Raw genomic sequence first — 17,362 nt, 5'->3', positions numbered from 1 at the left:
CGTAATTACCCTCGGCCTGATGCTACTTGATGAAGTATCAAGCATTTATACCGTGTCAAACCGAAGGCGTGTTGACCCCCATGCTTTGTAGATAGCGCTTAACATTGCGCGCTGCCTGACGCAGCCGCTGTTCGTTTTCGACCATGGCGATCCGCACAAATCCCTCGCCATCCTCGCCGTAGCCGACACCCGGAGCGACGGCGACTTCGGCCTGGGTGAGCAATTGTTTGGAAAATTCCAGGCTACCCATGTCCTTGAGCCCCGGTGGCAAAGGCGCCCAGGCGAACATGCTGGCGGGCGGCGGGGGAATATCCCATCCCGCGCGGCCGAAGGCCTCTACCATCACATCGCGGCGCTTGTGATACATCTGCCGGTTGGTTTCGACATAGTCCTGCGGTCCGTTGAGTGCGGCGCAGGCAGCGGCCTGGATCGGTGTAAATGCGCCATAGTCGATATAGCTCTTCACCCGGGTCAGTGCCGAGATCAGCGTGCGATTTCCCACCGCAAAGCCCATCCGCCAACCGGCCATTCCGTAGGTCTTGGAAAGGCTGGTGAATTCGATCGCGACATCCTTCGCGCCCTTGGCCTGGAGGATCGAGGGTGTCGGCTTGCCGTCGTAATACAGTTCCGAATAGGCGAGATCGGAAAGGAGCCAGACCTGGTGAAACTTGGCCCAGTCGACCAACCGCTCGTAAAATTCGAGGTCGACAACCTCGGCAGTGGGATTGGATGGGAAATTGACGACCAGAACCGTCGGGCGCGGGACGGTGAAGTTCACCGCCTGCTCGAGAGCTTTCCAGTAATCTTCGTCAGGCGTTGTCGGGACAGAGCGGATCGATGCGCCGGCGATGATGAAGCCGAATGTATGGATCGGGTAACTGGGATTGGGCGCAAGGATGGTATCGCCGGGCGCGGTGATGGCGGTGGCAAGGCTGGCGAGCCCTTCCTTGGATCCGAGCGTAACGATCACTTCGCTCTCGGAATCCAGTTCGACACCGAAACGGCGTTCGTAATAATCGGCCTGGGCCTTGCGCAGCCCGGGAATGCCCTTGGACTGCGAATAGCCATGCGCATCGGGCTTTTGCGCCACTTCGCACAATTTTTCGATGACATGCGGCGGCGGCGGCTGGTCAGGATTACCCATGCCGAGATCGATGATATCGCGACCTTCCGCGCGCGCCGCAGCTCGCATCGCGTTGACTTCGGCGATTACGTAAGGTGGCAGGCGTTTGATACGGTAGAAGTCGTTGTCCATCTCAACCCTTGGGATGATGCTGCTGTTTCACAAGCATCAATGGCGCAAAGCTGCTGACAGCGCAACGCGCAGTATCGCGCCCGGAATACTTGCAGGTCACGCATAAGTATGTTGCTCCCAATTGTGCCAAATTCGCGTATAACCGGTGCATGAGTGACAAGAACAACGGTCCGCAGGACCCCGCCGACATCTTTACCGAAATGCTGCGTATGCAGGGCGAGGCCGCCCGGCAGATGATGCTTACCTTCGCGCCGGACGCCGAATCCTCGCTGCCCGATCGCACCACGGTTGATGCGATGGGCGAGGCCATGATGGAATTCCAGAAGACGTGGTTGCAGTTCTGTCTTCCCGAAGACCAGCGTCCCGCGCCCATGCTCGCGGATCCCGCTGCATGGATGAAGGCGATGCAGGAATGGTCGGCGACCGCGCCGATGCTGGACTTTGCCGCGCAGCAAAAGCTTCTGTCTGACGGGATCGAGCTTTGGCAGGATGTGCTGGCGCAATATGCAGACAAGGGCGATGCCGGCGAAAGCGAGAGCGATCCGCAACTGCCTCGCCGCGATAACCGTTTCAAGGACAAGGCCTGGCGAGAGCAACCCGTTTTCGCGCTGATTCATCAAACCTATCTGCTGTTCGCTGAGCGATTGAGCCAAAGCGTCGACACGGCCGAGGGCCTCTCTGATGAAGACCGCAAGAACCTGCGCTTTGCCACGCAGAATGTGCTCGATGCGATGAGTCCGGCGAACTTTCCGCTAATGAACCCGGTCGTGCTCGAACGCACTATGGAGACAGGTGGCGACAACCTCATGCGCGGGATCGAGCGGCTGTCCGCCGATTTGGAGAAGGGACAGCTTACCCACACCGACACCAGCAAGTTCGAAGTGGGCGGAAACATCGCGGCGACGCCGGGAAAGGTGATCTATGAAACAGAGCTGTTCCAGCTGATCCAGTATTCGCCAAGCACGCCGGAAGTCATCGCCACACCGCTCGTGATCTTCCCGCCATGGATCAACCGGTTCTACATCCTCGATCTCAACCCGAAGAAGAGCTTTGTGCGTTGGGCGGTGGAACAGGGCCTGACCGTGGTGATGGTGAGCTGGCGCTCCGCCGATGAAAGCCTGACGCATATTGACTGGGACGACTATTTCCGCGCGCAGATCGAAGCGATCGATGTCGTGCGCGAAAGGCTGAAAGTGCCCAGCGTCCATACGATTGGCTATTGTGTGGCCGGCACGACGCTGGCCGGGACCTTGGCGGTCCTTGCCGAGCGTGGGGAGGCGGACAAGGTGAAGAGTGCGACGTTCTTTACCGCGCAGGTCGATTTCCAGCACGCCGGCGATCTCAAGCTGTTCATAGATGATGGCAAGCTGGAAATGATACGACAGGCGTCCAAGGGCGGCTATCTTGATGGGCGTTATCTGGCTGCCGCTTTCAACATGCTGCGCGGTAGCGATCTGATCTGGAACTACGTGGTCAATCATTACCTGCTGGGCGAAGAATATCCGGCGTTCGACCTGCTCTTCTGGAACGGCGACGTGACCAATCTGCCCGCCAAGTGGCACGCGGCTTATCTGCGCGACCTGTACCGTGACAATCTGCTGGTCGAGCCCGGCGCGCTAAGTGCCGACGGCACGCCGATCGATCTGACCAGGGTAAAAACGCCGAGCTACATTCAGGCAGGCAGGGAAGATCATATCGCCCCGCCCGAAAGCGTCTGGAAGATTACCGAGCATTTCTCCGGACCGATCCGGTTCGTGCTGGCAGGCAGCGGTCATATTGCTGGCGTGGTCAATCCACCCGGGGCGAACAAATATCAGTACTGGACCAATGAGGGTGATTTCGATTCGCTCAAGTCCTTCGTGGATGGCGCATCCGAAACGCCCGGAAGCTGGTGGCCGGATTGGTTCGCTTGGATCGAATCGCATGATTCGAAGCGCTTGAAAGCCACCGGTGTGCGCAAACCGGGCGGCAAGGCCAATCCGGCTATCGAAGATGCGCCCGGGCGCTATGTAAAAATGCGGTAGACAGCGCAAAGCGTTGTAACTATTGCCTTCTTGCGTTTTTGTGCACTGCAACATTTTCCTTGACTTCGCGCTTGCACAATCCTATTTTGTGCACTGCAACAAGAGGTCGCAATAGGTGCGGCCACGAAAGCGAGGAAACATGGCCCAGTCAGATACTGAGACCAAGTCCAAGACCGAGGACAGCGCTGTGAAGGCCTATGCCGACGCGGCAGCGGTGAACACCGCCAAACAAACTGCTCCGAAGGCCGAAATTACTGAGCCCGCTGCGAAGAAGGCTCCCGCGGAGAAGGCTGCGGCCAAGAAGCCGGCTGCCAAGAAGGCTCCGGCGAAAAAGGTCGCTGCCAAGAAGGCTCCGGCAAAGAAGGCTCCGGCAAAGAAGGCTGCAACAAAGAAGCCCGCTGCCAAGAAGGTCGCAACCAAGGAGCCCGCTGCGAAGAAAGCGGCACCTGCAAAGGCTGCTGCGAAGACCAAGCCTGCAAAGAAGGCTGCAGCGGTCAAATCGAATTCAACTGTTACCCAACTCAAGGAAAAAATCATGGCCACCAAGACCACCGATTACACCAATGTAATGACCGAAACGATGACCGACGCGGTCAACGAATTGCAGACCCGCGCCCAGTCCGCTTACGACAAGAGCGCCGAAGCAATGACCGAAGCGACCGAGTTCGCAAAGGGCAATGTTGAAGCCGTCGTCGAAAGCGGCAAGCTTTTCGCTGAAGGCGTTCAGAAGCTCGGCCAGTCCTATGCTGACGAAGCCAAGAATGCTTACGAAGCCGCGACTGCCGATCTGAAGCAGATGGCTTCGGTCAAGAGCCCGACCGAGTTGTTCCAGTTGCAGGGCAACATCCTTCGTCGTAACTTCGACGCGATGGTTGCCACCGCTTCGAAGAACACCGACGCTGCGATGAAGCTGGCCAACGACGCCGCTGCTCCGATTTCGGGCCGCGTCAACGTAGCCGCTGAAAAGCTTTCGAAGGTCGCCTAAGCGACACAGCTTATTCCGATCGCCATCCTCTCCCCCTCCTCGTGATGGCGACCGGTACAATGGGCCGGGCAGCGCAAGCTGTCCGGTCCTTTTGTTTTGAGGCTGGCATCAGATCGGGGAACCTCTCCAAGCGGTTTTGGTAAATGAAACACCAAACCACCCCTTGCAGGTTTCGCGCTTGATACGATATTCGCCGATACTCATGATTCAGAACCGCACCATCGAAACCGCCCGCACATGGGCCATGGCTTCCGTCGTTACCGATCCTGCTATCGGTGCGGGCAATGGCGATGCCGACGATGCCGGAGGTGATGATGACGGCGTGGACGAAGGGCAGGTAGGCGTTGCAACGCAGACCCGCACCAAGTCCAAGAAGCCGAGCCAGTACAAGGTGCTGATGCTGAACGATGATTACACGCCGATGGAATTCGTCGTGCTCGTTTTGAAGCGCTTTTTCCGCATGGACATGGAACAAGCAACCCGCGTGATGCTGCATGTGCACCAGCGCGGCGTGGGGGTTTGCGGGATTTTCCCCTATGAAGTCGCCGAAACCAAGGTGAACCAGGTGATGGATTTCGCTCGCGAAAACCAGCATCCCTTGCAATGCACGCTTGAAAAAGCCTGAAGCGCGGCTCAACGGGGTTCAACGGGGCTGACCCGCAGCCCGATTGCCGCTAAGGCCTGCTGACCAGCAGCAACGAGACGCACCTTTTGTCCCGCTTTATCACCGCCACAGATCGCTATATCTTCCGGCTCACGATTGTGCCGATGATCGGCGTGTTCGTGCTCGCCGCCAGCTTGCTGATGCTGGAAAAAATGCTGCGTCTGTTCGAATTCGTCAGCATGGAAGGCGGCCCGGTGGGGGTCGTTTTCGAGATGCTGCTCAATCTTATTCCAGAATATGCCGGACTGGCGATTCCGCTTGGCTTGATGCTGGGTGTGCTGTTTGCGTTCCGCAAGCTTGCGTTATCGAGCGAGTTGGACGTGATGCGAGCGGTCGGATTATCCTACACTAGGCTCTTGCGCGTACCCTATCTCATTACCTTTGCGCTGATGGCACTCAATTTCGCGATCGTCGGATTTATCCAGCCGCAGGCCCGGTTTGCCTATGAGGAAATGGAATACGAACTGCGCTCAGGCGCACTCGGCGCGTCTATCAAGGTGGGAGAATTCAACACGATCGAAGACCGCATGGCGCTCCGCATCGAGGGGAGCGAGGATGACGGACGCGAACTTCGCGGCATTTTCGCGCGCCTGGCTGACGACAATGGCCAGGTCCTTGCGATCACGGCTCGAGAGGGTCGTTTCCTTGCCAATCGCGAGGATCGCAACACGATCATCCTCCGGTTGGTCGACGGTACGATCGTACACGATCCGGTGAGCGACACGCCGCGTGTCCTCAGTTTCAGCCAGCACGATCTGCCGATCGACCTGCCCGCTCTGCAGGCCTTCCGTGAACGCGGCGAGGATGAGCGCGAATATGTCCTGCCCGAACTGCTGGAGATCGGCTGGAGCCCGCAGAGCAGCGATATCGAGCGGGCAGGGAGCCTCGCCAATTTGAACTACCGCATGGTCGAGGTGCTGATGATGATCATGCTGCCATTGCTTGCAGTCGCACTGGCGATCCCGCCAAAACGTTCGACCAGTGCGCTGGGCGTATTTCTCTCGATCGTGATCGTGGTCGCCTATCACAAGGTCAACCAGTATGGAGCGGAAGTGGCCGCGATTGGCCAGTTGGATCCGTTCCTGGCGTTGTGGGGTCCCTTTGCGGTCCTTGTCGCGATGATTGCGTGGATGTATTATCAGGTCGCCTTCGTCCCCGGCGGACAGGCCATCGGCTTCCTCGAGGCGTTCTATGCCAAGATCGGCCGCGCCATCAGCCGCATATTCGGTCGCAACCGCCTGAAAGGCGTGGTGCCGGAAAGTGAATTCGGCGAAATGGAGCACGAGATAGAGGCGCTCGACGAAGTCTTGCAGGAGGCGCGCGGTGCTGCTTGATTTCTTCCCCTCGCGTCGACTGACGATTTACCTCGCCAAGATGTTCGCGCTGCGCATCATTGCCGTTCTTGCAATGCTCGTGCTCGTGCTGCTGATGCTGGACCTGCTCGGCAAGACCGGCGACATCCTTGCTGTTGAAGGGAATGGCGACGCCGAAATCTGGAAATACGCATCGTTGCGCCTGCCACAGCTTGCGTCCAGGTTCCTGCCCTATTCTGTGCTGCTCGCAACGATCATAACGCTTGCCGGCCTCAACCAGAATTCTGAAGTGATCGCGATGAAGGCTGCCGGGCTTTCGGCGCATCAGATCCTTGCCCCGCTGCTGCTGAGCGGACTGGTCGTCTCGGTCATTTCCTTCGGTTTCAACGAGCGTGTCGTCACCCGCGCCAATGCCACGCTTTCGGCATGGGAAGGTGTTGATTTTGCGCAGGTGCCGGATGATCCGGCGACGCGCAGCAATGTCTATTTCAACGACGGGCGCGATGTCCTGATGGCCGCGAGCGCCTCGGGCACGGCGGAAGACACCGTCTTCACCGGCGTTACCTTTTACGAGCGTGACGATAACGGCATGATCGTGCGCCAGATCAATGCCGATTCAGCGCGTTTTGCCGACCCGGGCTGGGAATTGCAGAACGCCAGCGCCTTCTCTGTCGCCCGCGCACAGACGCAGGAAATCGACGAACTGACCATCGCACAGGGCGTGACCCTGGGGCAGGTCGAACTCGGCCGCGTCAATCCGGATGCGGAGACCTTGCCGCAGCTTTCGCGGAGTATTGCAGCACTGCAATCGTCCGGCCGCCGCACCGATGAGCTGGAAGCGAAATGGTGGCACAAGATTTCCGGCCCGCTGTCGGCCATGCTCATGCCCTTGCTGGGCGCCGTCGCAGGTTTCGGTTTGGCGCGTTCGGGCAATCTTTTCGTTCGTGCCATCTTTGGCATGGCCTTGGGATTTGCCTATTTCGTCGTCGATAATGCGGCATTGGCAATGGGTAGTTTTGGCGGTTATCCGCCCCTGCTCGCCGCTTGGGCACCGTTCTTCCTGTTCCTGCTGGTTGGTGAAACAGTCCTGATCCGGACAGAAGAATAATCTCTTCCAGCCACGGCTTGCCACATTTTTGCCTTTTTTGGGAACGCGCGGGTCACCGGGTGCGTTTTGCCGACCATGGTTCACATCAAGGAGTATGGTCCATGAAGAAGTTTATTGCAGCCCTTACGGCTACAGCTGCCCTGTCGCTCGCAGCGTGCGACGGCGCAACAGACGACACGGTGGATGGCGAAGTGATGACTGCCGAGGAAGGCACAGTTGCTCAGGATGCGCCCGACACGGTAATCGTCGACGAACGCGACACCATGGATGGCGACAGGGTCTCCATCAGCGAAGACGGGGTTTCTGCCGACATCAACGATGGCGACACCTCGATCCGCGCCGATGTATCGGATGATCCATCGCTCGAAGTCGAAGTCGACTAAGCAGACTTCAGATACGTCAAAGAAAGAAGGCCCTCGCGTTGCGGGGGCCTTTTTTAGTTACGCTTTCCCATCGTGCTTTTCGCGATCCGGCCGACCAGCGGCCACATTCCGCGATGGCTCGCTTCCTCGAATGTGGAGCCCTTACCCAGATGCGCGCTGATGCGCTGATGCGCCTCGTGCAGTGAATGGTAGGGCAGCGACGGGATCAAATGGTGCACCGCGTGATAGCGCAGGCCAACCGGCGCCCAGACCGCAGCAATATTGCGCGGGACATTCACGCTGTCGAGATATTGCGCAGTCACCGTCATCGCTTCGCCCTCGTTTTCCCAAAGATGCGCGACAAGCGTGCGCAACTGGTTGAACACGGCGACAGCGGCGGTGATGATCATGGCGACCAGCAAGGGCTTCCAGCCCAGCCAGAACGGCGTGGTCATCAGGAAAATTGCCCAGATGCTCGCACCTACCTGCTGGAACAGATACCAATTGCGCTCCTTCGCCTCTGGCGGACGACGACGGAATTCGGGATTGATCGCAAGGGTGGAAAAACGCTCCCAAGCGAAACGGCGCAGCGGTGGGATCACGAGCCCAAGGGGCGCGAGAATACCCCAGCGCACCACCAGCGCGACAGGCGCCAGCGCGGCGACCAGCACGAACAGCGGCAGGCTCCACGGCTTCATCAATGCCAGCGGCATATATTCGGGATCTTCGACCGTGCCATAGCGGGTGCGCGTATGGTGAATGCGGTGCGCGCTGTCATACATCAGGCTGGGCGTGAGCATGGGAATGCCGACCAGCAGGTTCCACGCTGTCCGAAAGCCGGGCAGGCCATCGCGGTGCAGATGGCTGATTTCGTGGATGAACAGCAGCGCACGGTAAAGCGCGAAAATGGCGACGAGGCCGCTCAGGATTGCCAGCCAGAGCGGTTCGAACAGTATCGCACCAGCAAGCGCGCCATAGCCGATCGCGGTGCTGAGCAGCATGTCGGGCCAGTAGATTTCGGGACGCGCGGTGTTGATATCGCGGGTCAACTCCACCGCGGCGCGCAGCATCGCCTTGTCGTCAGGAATCTGTGCGTGCACACGGCGGCCTCCGGCAGCGGGGCCGGTGCTCGCATCTTCAGGAATGGTCGTCGCACTCATCGCGATGAAAACTCTTCAATCTGTTCCGTGTTGCGGCATGTCCGCTGTGTTCTTGGGCCAATAGCGCAAATCGGGCGCGCTTGACATACCGCCTCAAGCACAAGCAGGGCTGCTGCCTGATGAACAACGCCAATTGAACAAACAGGCAGGAAACGTGAACAGCCAGATAGATATCGTGCCGGTGACGGGCAAGGGCGAGCTGAATGCATTTATCGATTGCGCTTATCGACTGAATGCAGATGACCCCAATTGGGTGCCGCCGCTGCGAGCTGACATGGTCGAACTGCTGACCCCGGGGAAAAACCCGTTTCACGAACACGCGAAAGTGCAACTTTTCCTCGCCCGGCGCGATGGCGAAGTCGTGGGGCGCATCTCGGCGCATTATGACGAGCTGGCGCTGGCGCAGCCGCCCGAACAGGGCATGGGGCCGGGTACGGGCAATTGGGGCATGTTCGAAGCGGTCGATGATGTGGTTGCCGCAGCCCTGATAGCGCGCGCCGAAGAATGGCTGCGCGAGCAGGGCATGACCCGCGTTCTGGCTCCGATCAGCCTGTCCGTCTGGGAAGAGATCGGCCTTCTGGTTAAAGGGCATGACCACCCTCCCATGCTCCTGATGGGGCATAACAAGCCGGAATATGAAGGCTGGATAGAAGCTCAGGGGTATGAAACGGCCAAACGGCTGTTCACTTACGACCTTGATGTGCGACAGGGATTCTCGCCGCTTATCGAGCGGATCATTTCGTCGGGTGAAAGATCGAGCAAGATTACTGTGCGGCGGGTGGACAAATCGCGCTTTGACCAAGAGGCGGCGATCTGCATCGACATTCTCAACGATGCGTGGTCCGGCAATTGGGGCTTCGTGCCCTTCACGGAAGCCGAAAAGGCCTACGGCGCGAAGAAGCTGAAACCGCTGATCCTTGAAGGGGCGAACATGATCGCCGAGGTCGATGGGGAGCCAGCGGCCTTCATGCTTTCGTGGCCCGACATCAACCACCTGCAAAAAAACTTCAACGGCAAGCTGTTTCCGTTCAACTGGGCCAAGCTGCTGTGGTGGCTGCGCAACCCGCAGGACGCGGGCTTTCGCGTACCGCTGATGGGTGTTGTGAAGAAATACCAGAACTCGCGCCTCGCCAGCCAGCTAGCTTTCATGATGATCGAATATATCCGCCGCTATGCCGTAGAAAAACACGGCGCAAAGCGTGGCGAAGTTGGCTGGATTCTCGAGGACAACCAAGGAATGGTGGCGATTGCCGATGCGATAGATTCACAGGTCAATCGCGAGTATCGTGTTTACGGCAAGACCTTGTAGGAACCGCGAAGGCGCGCGCGACGTTGAGCCAGCAGACGCGATTCCTGCGTTCGGAGGGTTCAGTTGGTGAAATCACAGTCGGTCGAGAAGAAGAACAAGGCGCGAGCCAAGCCGCTGGGCCGTGTGCTTCTTGTCGAAGATGACCCGATCCTGGCGATGGCACTCGAAGATGCTTTCCTGCGTGCCGGAACGGCCGAAGTCGTGATTTGCCAGACGATGCAGGCGACAATGCAGCATCTCGAAGATCCCGAACGCACCGACGCTATCGTTCTGGATGTCCATCTTGGCGACCGTGACGATGGCTGGGCGATTGCCGAACTGGTCACCATGCTCGGTACGCGGCGACCGCGCATTGCCTTCTCGACCGGATCGCCCGAAGACATTCCGGAAAATATCGCTGAAATGGGCCCGGTTTTCGAGAAGCCCTATGATCCCGAATTGCTCGTCAAGGAATTGACGGCAGGCCGCAAACGTGGCCTGTTCGGTCGTTTCCTTTCCTGATTTCCCCACCCGCCTTCCTGCCGCAAAGCCTTGATTGGCCAAAAAAAGGCCCCCGTTCTTTCGAACGGAGGCCTTCGGGATCGTATCACCAGCCGGTTTGGACGGGAGGGGGGGCTCGGCGGTGATAAAGCCTAAATGAGCGCGCGCATTCTTAGTTCCCACGGGTTGCAGAATTTTTTGCTTTTTGGTCTGGTGGAGCCATATCCGATCACGTCGGATCGAACGCATCTGTTACTTTCGTCGGAACCGAGTGTATGGCAGGGCGTTCATGATCATCCAGTTTCTCGGGAAGGGTAAATATGTCCATTGGGGCCGAAATAGCAGCTCATCTTCCATTTCTCCGTCGTTATGCCCGTGCACTCACCGGTTCTCAGTCAACCGGCGACGCCTTTGTCCAAGCCACGCTTGAAGCCGCTTTGGCTGATGAAGAGCTGGCCGATTCGCTCCGTGAAGGGCGCGTTCCGCTCTACGCGGCGTTCAACAAGGTCTGGGCCAGTGCCTATATGGAAGTCGCTGAAAATGATTCGGGCGGTAACGGTCACGAGGCCGCTGCTCGCGACCAGCTCAAGCGCATAACGCCGCTCAACCGGCAGGCGCTCCTGCTGACCACGGTCGAGGATTTCACGCCAGCAGATGCGGCACAGATCATGGATGTCAGCGAAAGCGACGTCGACAGGCTCGTTCAGGAAGCGGTGGCCGAGATCCAGCGTGAGAACACCACCAGCGTGCTGATCATCGAAGACGAGCCGCTGATCTCGATGCAGCTCGAAGATCTGGTCCGCTCGCTCGGTCACGAAATCTGCGGCACTGCCGCCACGCGCACCCAGGCGAAGGAAGTGGTCGCCGAAAAGACGCCGGGCCTCGTGCTCGCGGATATCCAGTTGGCAGACGGGTCTTCAGGCCTCGACGCGGTGGACGATATCCTCGCCATCGACACGATGCCGGTGATCTTCATCACCGCATATCCCGAACGCTTGCTGACCGGTGACCGGCCCGAGCCGACCTACCTCATCACCAAGCCGTTCCAGGAAGACACCGTCCGCGCGGCTATCAGTCAGGCGCTGTTCTTCGGTTCGACACGCCCGCTCGACTGAGGCGTTGCAATAGCCTGGTGGCTGTGTTCGGCATCCCGCCACATCACCCACCAGGCGATTGTTACCGCGGCTAGTCCACCGAGCAAATTGGCACTTAGTTCTGCAATATAGACAGCCTTCGTGCCGAGCGCGGCGCGTGCCAGCCACGCGAAAGGCACCATCACGAGCAATACCCGCAACAGCGACAGGGCAAGCGCATTTGCCGCCCGGTCAATCGCATTGAGCGCGCCATTTACGGTAATCAGCACGCCGTAACCGGCGTAACCCCATACCGAGATGGCAAGATATTGCGTGGTCGCTGCCAGAACAGCTGCCTCATCGCTGAAAAGGTCGGCGAACCATTCGCGCGCCATGAACAGGACGATCGCCGCAAACAGTCCGTACGCCATGGCGAACATTCCCGCCTGCACCAATGCGCTGCGAGCCCGGTCATACTGCCGCGCACCCCAGTTCTGGCCGACGATGCTGCCGATGGAGCCCGACATAGCCAGCAAGGGCACGACGGCAAAGCTCTGCAGTCTGCCGCCTGCGCCGAAGCCGGCAACGGCGGCCTGGCTTTCTACCGCCAGCAGCGCGGTCAGCACGGCGAGACCTGCGGGGTTGATCGAGTTGGTGAAGGCGGCAGGCCCTGCCACGCGTGAAATCGCCGCAAGCTGCACCTTCCAGTTGCATCCCCGCATGGAGGCTGGTGCGAACGGCAGGTCGTGTTTCTTCAGCAGCCAAGCGGCGAACATGATGGCGGCCACCCAGCCGCCAATCGTGGCATATGCCGCGCCTGCAATGCCATAGCCGGCAAATCCGAATGCGCCGGTGATCAGCAGTGGATCGAGTATCCAGTTGGAAGCGGAATAGACGATCAGCACGGCGGTATTGCTCTTGGCCGCGCCTTGCCCGCGCAGAACACCGTTCATGCCCATCATTGTCATCATCAGCGGGAAGCCGAGTGCGTATGGTGCCATGTATTCGTCGATCAGTGGCAGGATCGCGGCATCGGCCTGCATCAGTGAGAACAGTGGCAGGCGTATCGCATACAGGACCAGTCCGAGGGTGAGGCCTGCCGCCAGGCCAAGCACCATGCCGAGATTGGCACGCGACAGGGCGCGGTCGTGGTCCCTTTCGCCCAGCGCGCGGCTCACAACGGAATTGATCCCGACCATTACGCCGACGCCCAGGCTACTGAGCGCGGTGATGACGGGGAAGATGAACGCAATTGCGGCCAGTTCCGCACCGCCCAACTGGCCAATGAAATAGGCATCGATGATGCCGACCGACATGATCGCCGCCACGCCGACAATCGCGGGCGAGGTCTGGCCGACCAGATGGCCGGTGATGGAGCCATGGACCAATTTCGCGCGCTTGCCTTGTTCGTCTTGCGTTTCGGCCATGAAACCCCGCTGCCGCCGGCCGGAATGACCGCACATTGGCACTAGGGCGGCAGTGTCAACCGATCAACAAGCGCGGCCAATCAATGCGCGCTTCCACGCAAAATATCGATGTCTGGACGCGCCATGCTCGACTTCGCAGGCCAGTTGCGCAAGGGTAATTGGCCAGACCGGAAACGGTGCAACTGACGGAAAATCTTCTATGCCCGCAATGACCGTGAATGACCGGCCAGTGCAATTCGACATGAACCCCGAAACGCCGTTGCTCCATGCCCTGCGCGATGCAGCCAACCTGACGGGCGCGAAATACGGCTGCGGCGTGGGCGATTGCGGCGCCTGCATGGTCTTGGTCGATGGCGAAGCGCTCCGCAGTTGTCTTGTCACCATTGCAGAGGCCGAAGGGCGCTATATCACGACGATCGAAGGGTTGAGCCGTGACCGTTCGCATCCGGTGCAACAGGCATTGGTAGGTGAGCAGGCGATCCAGTGCGGTTTCTGCACTCCCGGAATTGCTATCGCTGCCGCCGCCCTGATCCGGCGTAATCCGAACCCTAGCGAGCAGGACATACGCGACGCCGTGCCCAACTTGTGCAGGTGCGGTGTCTACCCTCGCCTTGTGGCTGCAATCCAGCGCGCAGGCCGTGTGACCCGTCGCCGTGAAACGATCAGCGCCGCGCCCGCTCCGGGTATAGACCCGGCGGACGCGGCGCGCGCCGTACCCGCATTGCGCGGAGTGGAGGAAGGGGGGGACTAGGGCCCTCCACGGCGTTGGATTGCGTCAGAACCTGCCGCTCACCGCAAAGCGTGCGTTCAGTGGAGCGCCGACGCTGACCTGATGCGTGCTGTGCGAATTGGGAAAATACAGCGTGTCCGTCAGGTTCTCGACATTGACCTGCAAGCGCAAATTGTCAGACACTTCGTAGAAGGCCGAGGCATCGATACGCGTGTAGGCGGGCAATGTGGCTCGCGTGGTGACGCTGTCGCCGCCAAGGCCGGTGTAGGTCACATTGCCATTGGTGATGAAGCTTTCACCTTGATGGGTCAGCCCCAGGCCAAGACCAAAGCGGTCGGTCACCTGCACCTGGTTCCACAGCGAGAACGTATGTTCGGGCAATTCGCGAGGGCGTAGCCCTTCGTTGCCGAAAGCATCGACCTGCGCGCCATCAAGATGGCTGTAACCTGCCGAAACGAACCAGCCCTCGGCCACGTGGCCACGCAATTGCAGCTCCGCACCCTGGATGTTCGAATCGATCACATCGAGCGTCGCCGGATCGGTGTCGCTGGGCTGGGGCGAGCTTTGCTCGATATCGAAGATAGCAGCCGTGAGGCTCAGACCGTCCATGAAGTCCCACTTGATGCCCGCTTCGAGGTTGGTGAAGGTGTCGGGCGCCAGTGCATCATTGCCACCGTTGATATTGGCGAACTGCTCGCCCGAACGCGGCAGGAAGCTTTGCGAATAGCTGGCGTAGATGGAGATATTGTCCTGCGGTTTGAGGATGATCCCGCCGCGTGGTGAAAACTCCTCGTCCCGGCGCGTGCGCAGGTCATTCGCCACGACATTGTTCACTTCGATATCGAAGGAATCATAGCGTCCGCCCACGATCAGGTGGAGCCAGTCGGTCACTTCGATCTCGTCCTGCAGGTAGAGCGAGAACACGTCGATCGATACGCGCGTGTCATCGCTGATGTCGACCGTGAAATCGTTGGAGGTGGGCACGCCGTTGGGATCGGTCGCAAAGCCGATACCCATGCCGCCGTTCAGCGCAAGCGGGCGGGCAATCGCAAAGATCTCATTATCGTCCGAGGTCGTATCCCAGAATGAATTGAAGCGATCCTGATCAGAAGAGGTGCTGATATATTCGCCGCCGACAAGGATGGTGTGATGGATGCTGCCGGTGTCGACATCGCTGATCAGATTGCCCGAAAGGATCAAGTTCTCGCGCTGGGTCGAATCGACATAGCCATCGAGAGTCACGAAGTCCGGCGATGCGAGCGGGTTGTAGTCTGATGCGTAGAAATTCGAATAGAGCTTGTCGTAATCGCCGTAGAACGCGCTGAAGACGCCCTTCACATTCTCCGAGAATTCCTGCTGCAGGCTGGCGCGCAGGAGATGCGCTTCGAGCTGGGTGAAGTTGAGCTCGGGGTCGCCGAAGACGATATCCTGAAACGCTTCCACCGGGCGGCCATCGGCGCCGGTCAGGATGCCGCGATCGACGAACTGATCGTGGTTGGCATATTCATATGACAGGTCGATCGTCGTGCTGTCGGTCGGCTGGATGCGGACGGTCGGGTTCACGCCGATGCGCTTGCCGTCGAAGAAATCGCGGTGGTTGGCGAGGTTTTCGTAGGATGCGTTGAAACGCACGGCCACACCGTCCGCAGCAGCGAGATTGATGTCGCCCTGCACGCCGAACTCGCCAAAGGTATCGACCGCGACCTGGCCGCCTCCGAAATTCTCCCCGACGACGGCCTTCTTGGTGACGCGGTTGACGATGCCGCCAGTCCCCCCGCGTCCGAACAGCAGGGCGTTGGGTCCGCGCAGGATCTCGACCTGCTCCAGATTGTACAGCCCGCGGTAATACTGAACGTCGTCGCGCATGCCATCGATGAAGAAGTCTGCGGTAGAGCGCACGCCGCGGAATACGATCGAGTCGCGGTGGCCTTCGCCCTGCGAAGTGGTCACGCCGGGCGTGTAATCGACAATCTGGCCGATACTGGTGTAGCCGCGCCGTTCGATCTCGTCAGCAGTGACAATTGAGAGACTTTGCGGCACGTTGATGATCGGCGTGGGCGTGCGCACGGCGTTAACCTGGTCGCTGTAGAGAAACTCTCCCTCGACCACGATCTCCTGACCCTGGACGTGGTTGTCGCTTTCAACAAAGGTTTCTTCGGGTGCGCCATCTTCAGCCTGGGCTGTCATTGGCATCACGGAAACAGCGCTGCTGGCAAGCAAGGCAAAGCGGAAAACGGTAGTACGAATGGTAAATTCCCTCAGTCTGCGAGTCTTATTGCGATTGATTTGCAAAAGCAGCCCTAATGAGAATGATTATCAGTGGCAACAGTGAAAGTGCGCTTGGCGGCACTTTTTTCGCGCGCTAGGCAACGGTGCTACAGCAAGGAGAATTTACGCATGAAAGCGACCATCTGGCACAATCCGAAATGCGGCACTTCGCGCAATACACTGGCGATTTTGCAGGAGGCCAACGGCGTAGAGGTCGAGGTGATCGAATATCTCAAACAGCCGCCGAGTCGGGAAAAGCTGGCGCAGCTTTACCGCGATGCCGGGATGACGCCCGGGGAGGGTTTGCGCATGCGCGGCACTGACGCAGCAGAGCGCGGATTGCCCGACTCCGACGACGCCACGGTGCTGGATGCAATGGCAGCCGAACCGATCCTGATCGAACGTCCGCTGGTGGAAACCGACAAGGGTGTGAGGCTGTGTCGCCCGAAGGAAAAAGTCACGGAAATACTCTGACTTGGCGCGCCATCACGGCTTGCAATGGGGCACCAGCAATGCGAACGCGTGAAACTTGTATGGGTTTGAAGGACAGTATCTTACCATGAAGGGTAGTGACCTGGCGCAACAGCGCCGACCCGGCCTGGGCCAGCGTATCTTGCGCGCAATGGGCCCGGCTGGAGTATTTTTCCGTGGTTTCCTTGAACAGCCGCGAATGGTCGGATCGATTATTCCGTCATCGCGCGTAACTATCGATGCCATGCTGGAACCGGTCGATTGGCAGCGCTGCAAGCTGTTCGTCGAATATGGTCCGGGCGTTGGCACCTTTTGCCAGCCCGTGCTCGACCGCCTGCCGCGTGGCGGCGAGCTGCTGGTGATCGACACTAATCCGCTCTACATCGACTATCTCAAGCGCACGATCCGCGACAGTCGCTTTCACGCAGTTCTCGGGTCAGCGGAAGACGTGGAACAGATCGTACGTTCAATCGGTCACGAACAGGCGGATTTTGTCCTGTCCGGCCTTCCGTTCTCGACCTTGCCTGAAGGTGTCGGCGCGAAGATCGTTGCTGCCACCCACCGCGTCACGGCTGCGGGCGGTGCCTTCATGACTTACCAGTTCAAAGGCGAGGCACGCGACCTTACCGCGCGCTATTTCCCGCGCGTGGAAACAGGCTTCGTCTGGCGCAACATTCCGCCTTGCGTACTCGCCTGGGGCTGGAAAGAGGGCACAGACGCCTCCTGATACGCC

General features: G+C 59.2%; 16 protein-coding genes. 12 read left to right on the top strand and 4 right to left on the bottom strand.

From position 1 onward, the window contains the following. Window positions 1–55: 55 nt before the first annotated feature. Window positions 56–1,255, bottom strand: coding sequence for an LL-diaminopimelate aminotransferase (locus AAC850_RS03770; protein ID WP_340587288.1), 1,200 nt, complete (start codon window positions 1,253–1,255; stop codon window positions 56–58). Window positions 1,256–1,404: 149 nt separating this feature from the next. On the opposite strand from AAC850_RS03770, the gene AAC850_RS03765 reads away from it, so the two are divergent. From AAC850_RS03765 to AAC850_RS03740, 6 genes are all read left to right on the top strand, one after another. Further along, window positions 1,405–3,279, top strand: coding sequence for a PHA/PHB synthase family protein (locus AAC850_RS03765; protein WP_340587287.1), 1,875 nt, complete (start codon window positions 1,405–1,407; stop codon window positions 3,277–3,279). A 139-nt stretch (window positions 3,280–3,418) separates the two neighbouring features. Further along, window positions 3,419–4,264, top strand: a complete 846-nt coding sequence (locus tag AAC850_RS03760) for a phasin family protein (protein WP_340587286.1) — start codon at window positions 3,419–3,421, stop codon at window positions 4,262–4,264. 244 nt (window positions 4,265–4,508) lie between these two features. Beyond that, window positions 4,509–4,889 (top strand): ATP-dependent Clp protease adapter ClpS, encoded by a 381-nt coding sequence (gene clpS / locus AAC850_RS03755; protein WP_340587507.1) that lies wholly within the window; start codon window positions 4,509–4,511, stop codon window positions 4,887–4,889. A gap of 86 nt (window positions 4,890–4,975) precedes the next feature. Then, window positions 4,976–6,262: an LptF/LptG family permease gene (locus AAC850_RS03750; protein ID WP_340587285.1), complete on the top strand. Its 1,287-nt coding sequence runs from the start codon at window positions 4,976–4,978 to the stop codon at window positions 6,260–6,262. Further along, window positions 6,252–7,349 (top strand): LPS export ABC transporter permease LptG, encoded by a 1,098-nt coding sequence (gene lptG, locus AAC850_RS03745; RefSeq protein WP_340587284.1) that lies wholly within the window; start codon window positions 6,252–6,254, stop codon window positions 7,347–7,349. The genes AAC850_RS03750 and lptG overlap by 11 nt, the downstream gene beginning before the upstream one ends. Window positions 7,350–7,450: 101 nt before the next feature. After that, complete coding sequence (locus tag AAC850_RS03740; RefSeq protein WP_340587283.1) at window positions 7,451–7,732, top strand: hypothetical protein; 282 nt, start codon at window positions 7,451–7,453, stop codon at window positions 7,730–7,732. Between the two features lie 53 nt (window positions 7,733–7,785). On the opposite strand, the gene AAC850_RS03735 is transcribed toward AAC850_RS03740, so the two are convergent. Beyond that, complete coding sequence (locus AAC850_RS03735) at window positions 7,786–8,871, bottom strand: fatty acid desaturase family protein (RefSeq protein WP_340587282.1); 1,086 nt, start codon at window positions 8,869–8,871, stop codon at window positions 7,786–7,788. 154 nt (window positions 8,872–9,025) lie between these two features. On the opposite strand from AAC850_RS03735, the gene AAC850_RS03730 reads away from it, so the two are divergent. From AAC850_RS03730 to AAC850_RS03720, 3 genes are all read left to right on the top strand, one after another. Beyond that, window positions 9,026–10,180 carry an N-acetyltransferase gene (locus tag AAC850_RS03730; RefSeq protein WP_340587281.1) on the top strand — a complete coding sequence of 385 codons (1,155 nt, stop codon included), beginning with the start codon at window positions 9,026–9,028 and terminating at the stop codon, window positions 10,178–10,180. A 66-nt stretch (window positions 10,181–10,246) separates the two neighbouring features. Next, window positions 10,247–10,681 (top strand): response regulator, encoded by a 435-nt coding sequence (locus tag AAC850_RS03725; RefSeq protein WP_340587280.1) that lies wholly within the window; start codon window positions 10,247–10,249, stop codon window positions 10,679–10,681. A 299-nt stretch (window positions 10,682–10,980) separates the two neighbouring features. After that, entirely contained in the window at window positions 10,981–11,775 is a 795-nt protein-coding gene (locus tag AAC850_RS03720) for a response regulator (protein WP_340587279.1), read from the top strand. On the opposite strand, the gene AAC850_RS03715 is transcribed toward AAC850_RS03720, so the two are convergent. Beyond that, window positions 11,736–13,160, bottom strand: a complete 1,425-nt coding sequence (locus AAC850_RS03715; protein ID WP_340587278.1) for an MATE family efflux transporter — start codon at window positions 13,158–13,160, stop codon at window positions 11,736–11,738. The two genes, AAC850_RS03720 and AAC850_RS03715, sit on opposite strands and share 40 nt — an antisense overlap. 199 nt (window positions 13,161–13,359) lie before the next feature. Between AAC850_RS03715 and AAC850_RS03710 the strand changes: the two genes are divergently transcribed. Continuing rightward, window positions 13,360–13,911, top strand: coding sequence for a (2Fe-2S)-binding protein (locus tag AAC850_RS03710; RefSeq protein WP_340587277.1), 552 nt, complete (start codon window positions 13,360–13,362; stop codon window positions 13,909–13,911). Window positions 13,912–13,935: 24 nt separating this feature from the next. Here the strand turns inward: AAC850_RS03710 and AAC850_RS03705 are convergent, their stop codons facing one another. After that, window positions 13,936–16,077, bottom strand: a complete 2,142-nt coding sequence (locus AAC850_RS03705; RefSeq protein WP_340587276.1) for a TonB-dependent receptor — start codon at window positions 16,075–16,077, stop codon at window positions 13,936–13,938. 210 nt (window positions 16,078–16,287) lie between these two features. On the opposite strand from AAC850_RS03705, the gene arsC reads away from it, so the two are divergent. Both arsC and AAC850_RS03695 read left to right on the top strand, forming a co-directional pair. After that, window positions 16,288–16,632: an arsenate reductase (glutaredoxin) gene (gene arsC / locus AAC850_RS03700; RefSeq protein WP_340587275.1), complete on the top strand. Its 345-nt coding sequence runs from the start codon at window positions 16,288–16,290 to the stop codon at window positions 16,630–16,632. Window positions 16,633–16,717: 85 nt separating this feature from the next. Then, the gene (locus tag AAC850_RS03695) at window positions 16,718–17,356 is read left to right on the top strand and encodes a class I SAM-dependent methyltransferase (RefSeq protein WP_340587274.1); all 639 of its coding nucleotides are present in this window, start codon (window positions 16,718–16,720) and stop codon (window positions 17,354–17,356) included. The last annotated feature ends 6 nt before the right edge of the window (window positions 17,357–17,362 follow it).

Origin of the sequence: Erythrobacter alti (assembly GCF_037996805.1) — a bacterium.
GTDB lineage: Bacteria > Pseudomonadota > Alphaproteobacteria > Sphingomonadales > Sphingomonadaceae > Alteraurantiacibacter > Alteraurantiacibacter alti.
This window is presented reverse-complemented; position numbering and strand designations above follow the sequence as displayed.

Bases quoted from the DNA above. Each gene is read 5' to 3' on its own strand.
- AAC850_RS03770 (WP_340587288.1), bottom strand. From the start codon at position 1,255: ATGGACAACGACTTCTACCGTATCAAACGCCTGCCACCTTACGTAATC.
- AAC850_RS03765 (WP_340587287.1), top strand. From the start codon at position 1,405: ATGAGTGACAAGAACAACGGTCCGCAGGACCCCGCCGACATCTTTACC.
- AAC850_RS03760 (WP_340587286.1), top strand. From the start codon at position 3,419: ATGGCCCAGTCAGATACTGAGACCAAGTCCAAGACCGAGGACAGCGCT.
- clpS (WP_340587507.1), top strand. From the start codon at position 4,509: ATGGCTTCCGTCGTTACCGATCCTGCTATCGGTGCGGGCAATGGCGAT.
- AAC850_RS03740 (WP_340587283.1), top strand. From the start codon at position 7,451: ATGAAGAAGTTTATTGCAGCCCTTACGGCTACAGCTGCCCTGTCGCTC.
- AAC850_RS03735 (WP_340587282.1), bottom strand. From the start codon at position 8,871: ATGAGTGCGACGACCATTCCTGAAGATGCGAGCACCGGCCCCGCTGCC.
- AAC850_RS03720 (WP_340587279.1), top strand. From the start codon at position 10,981: ATGTCCATTGGGGCCGAAATAGCAGCTCATCTTCCATTTCTCCGTCGT.
- AAC850_RS03715 (WP_340587278.1), bottom strand. From the start codon at position 13,160: ATGGCCGAAACGCAAGACGAACAAGGCAAGCGCGCGAAATTGGTCCAT.
- AAC850_RS03710 (WP_340587277.1), top strand. From the start codon at position 13,360: ATGCCCGCAATGACCGTGAATGACCGGCCAGTGCAATTCGACATGAAC.
- AAC850_RS03705 (WP_340587276.1), bottom strand. From the start codon at position 16,077: ATGACAGCCCAGGCTGAAGATGGCGCACCCGAAGAAACCTTTGTTGAA.
- arsC (WP_340587275.1), top strand. From the start codon at position 16,288: ATGAAAGCGACCATCTGGCACAATCCGAAATGCGGCACTTCGCGCAAT.
- AAC850_RS03695 (WP_340587274.1), top strand. From the start codon at position 16,718: ATGAAGGGTAGTGACCTGGCGCAACAGCGCCGACCCGGCCTGGGCCAG.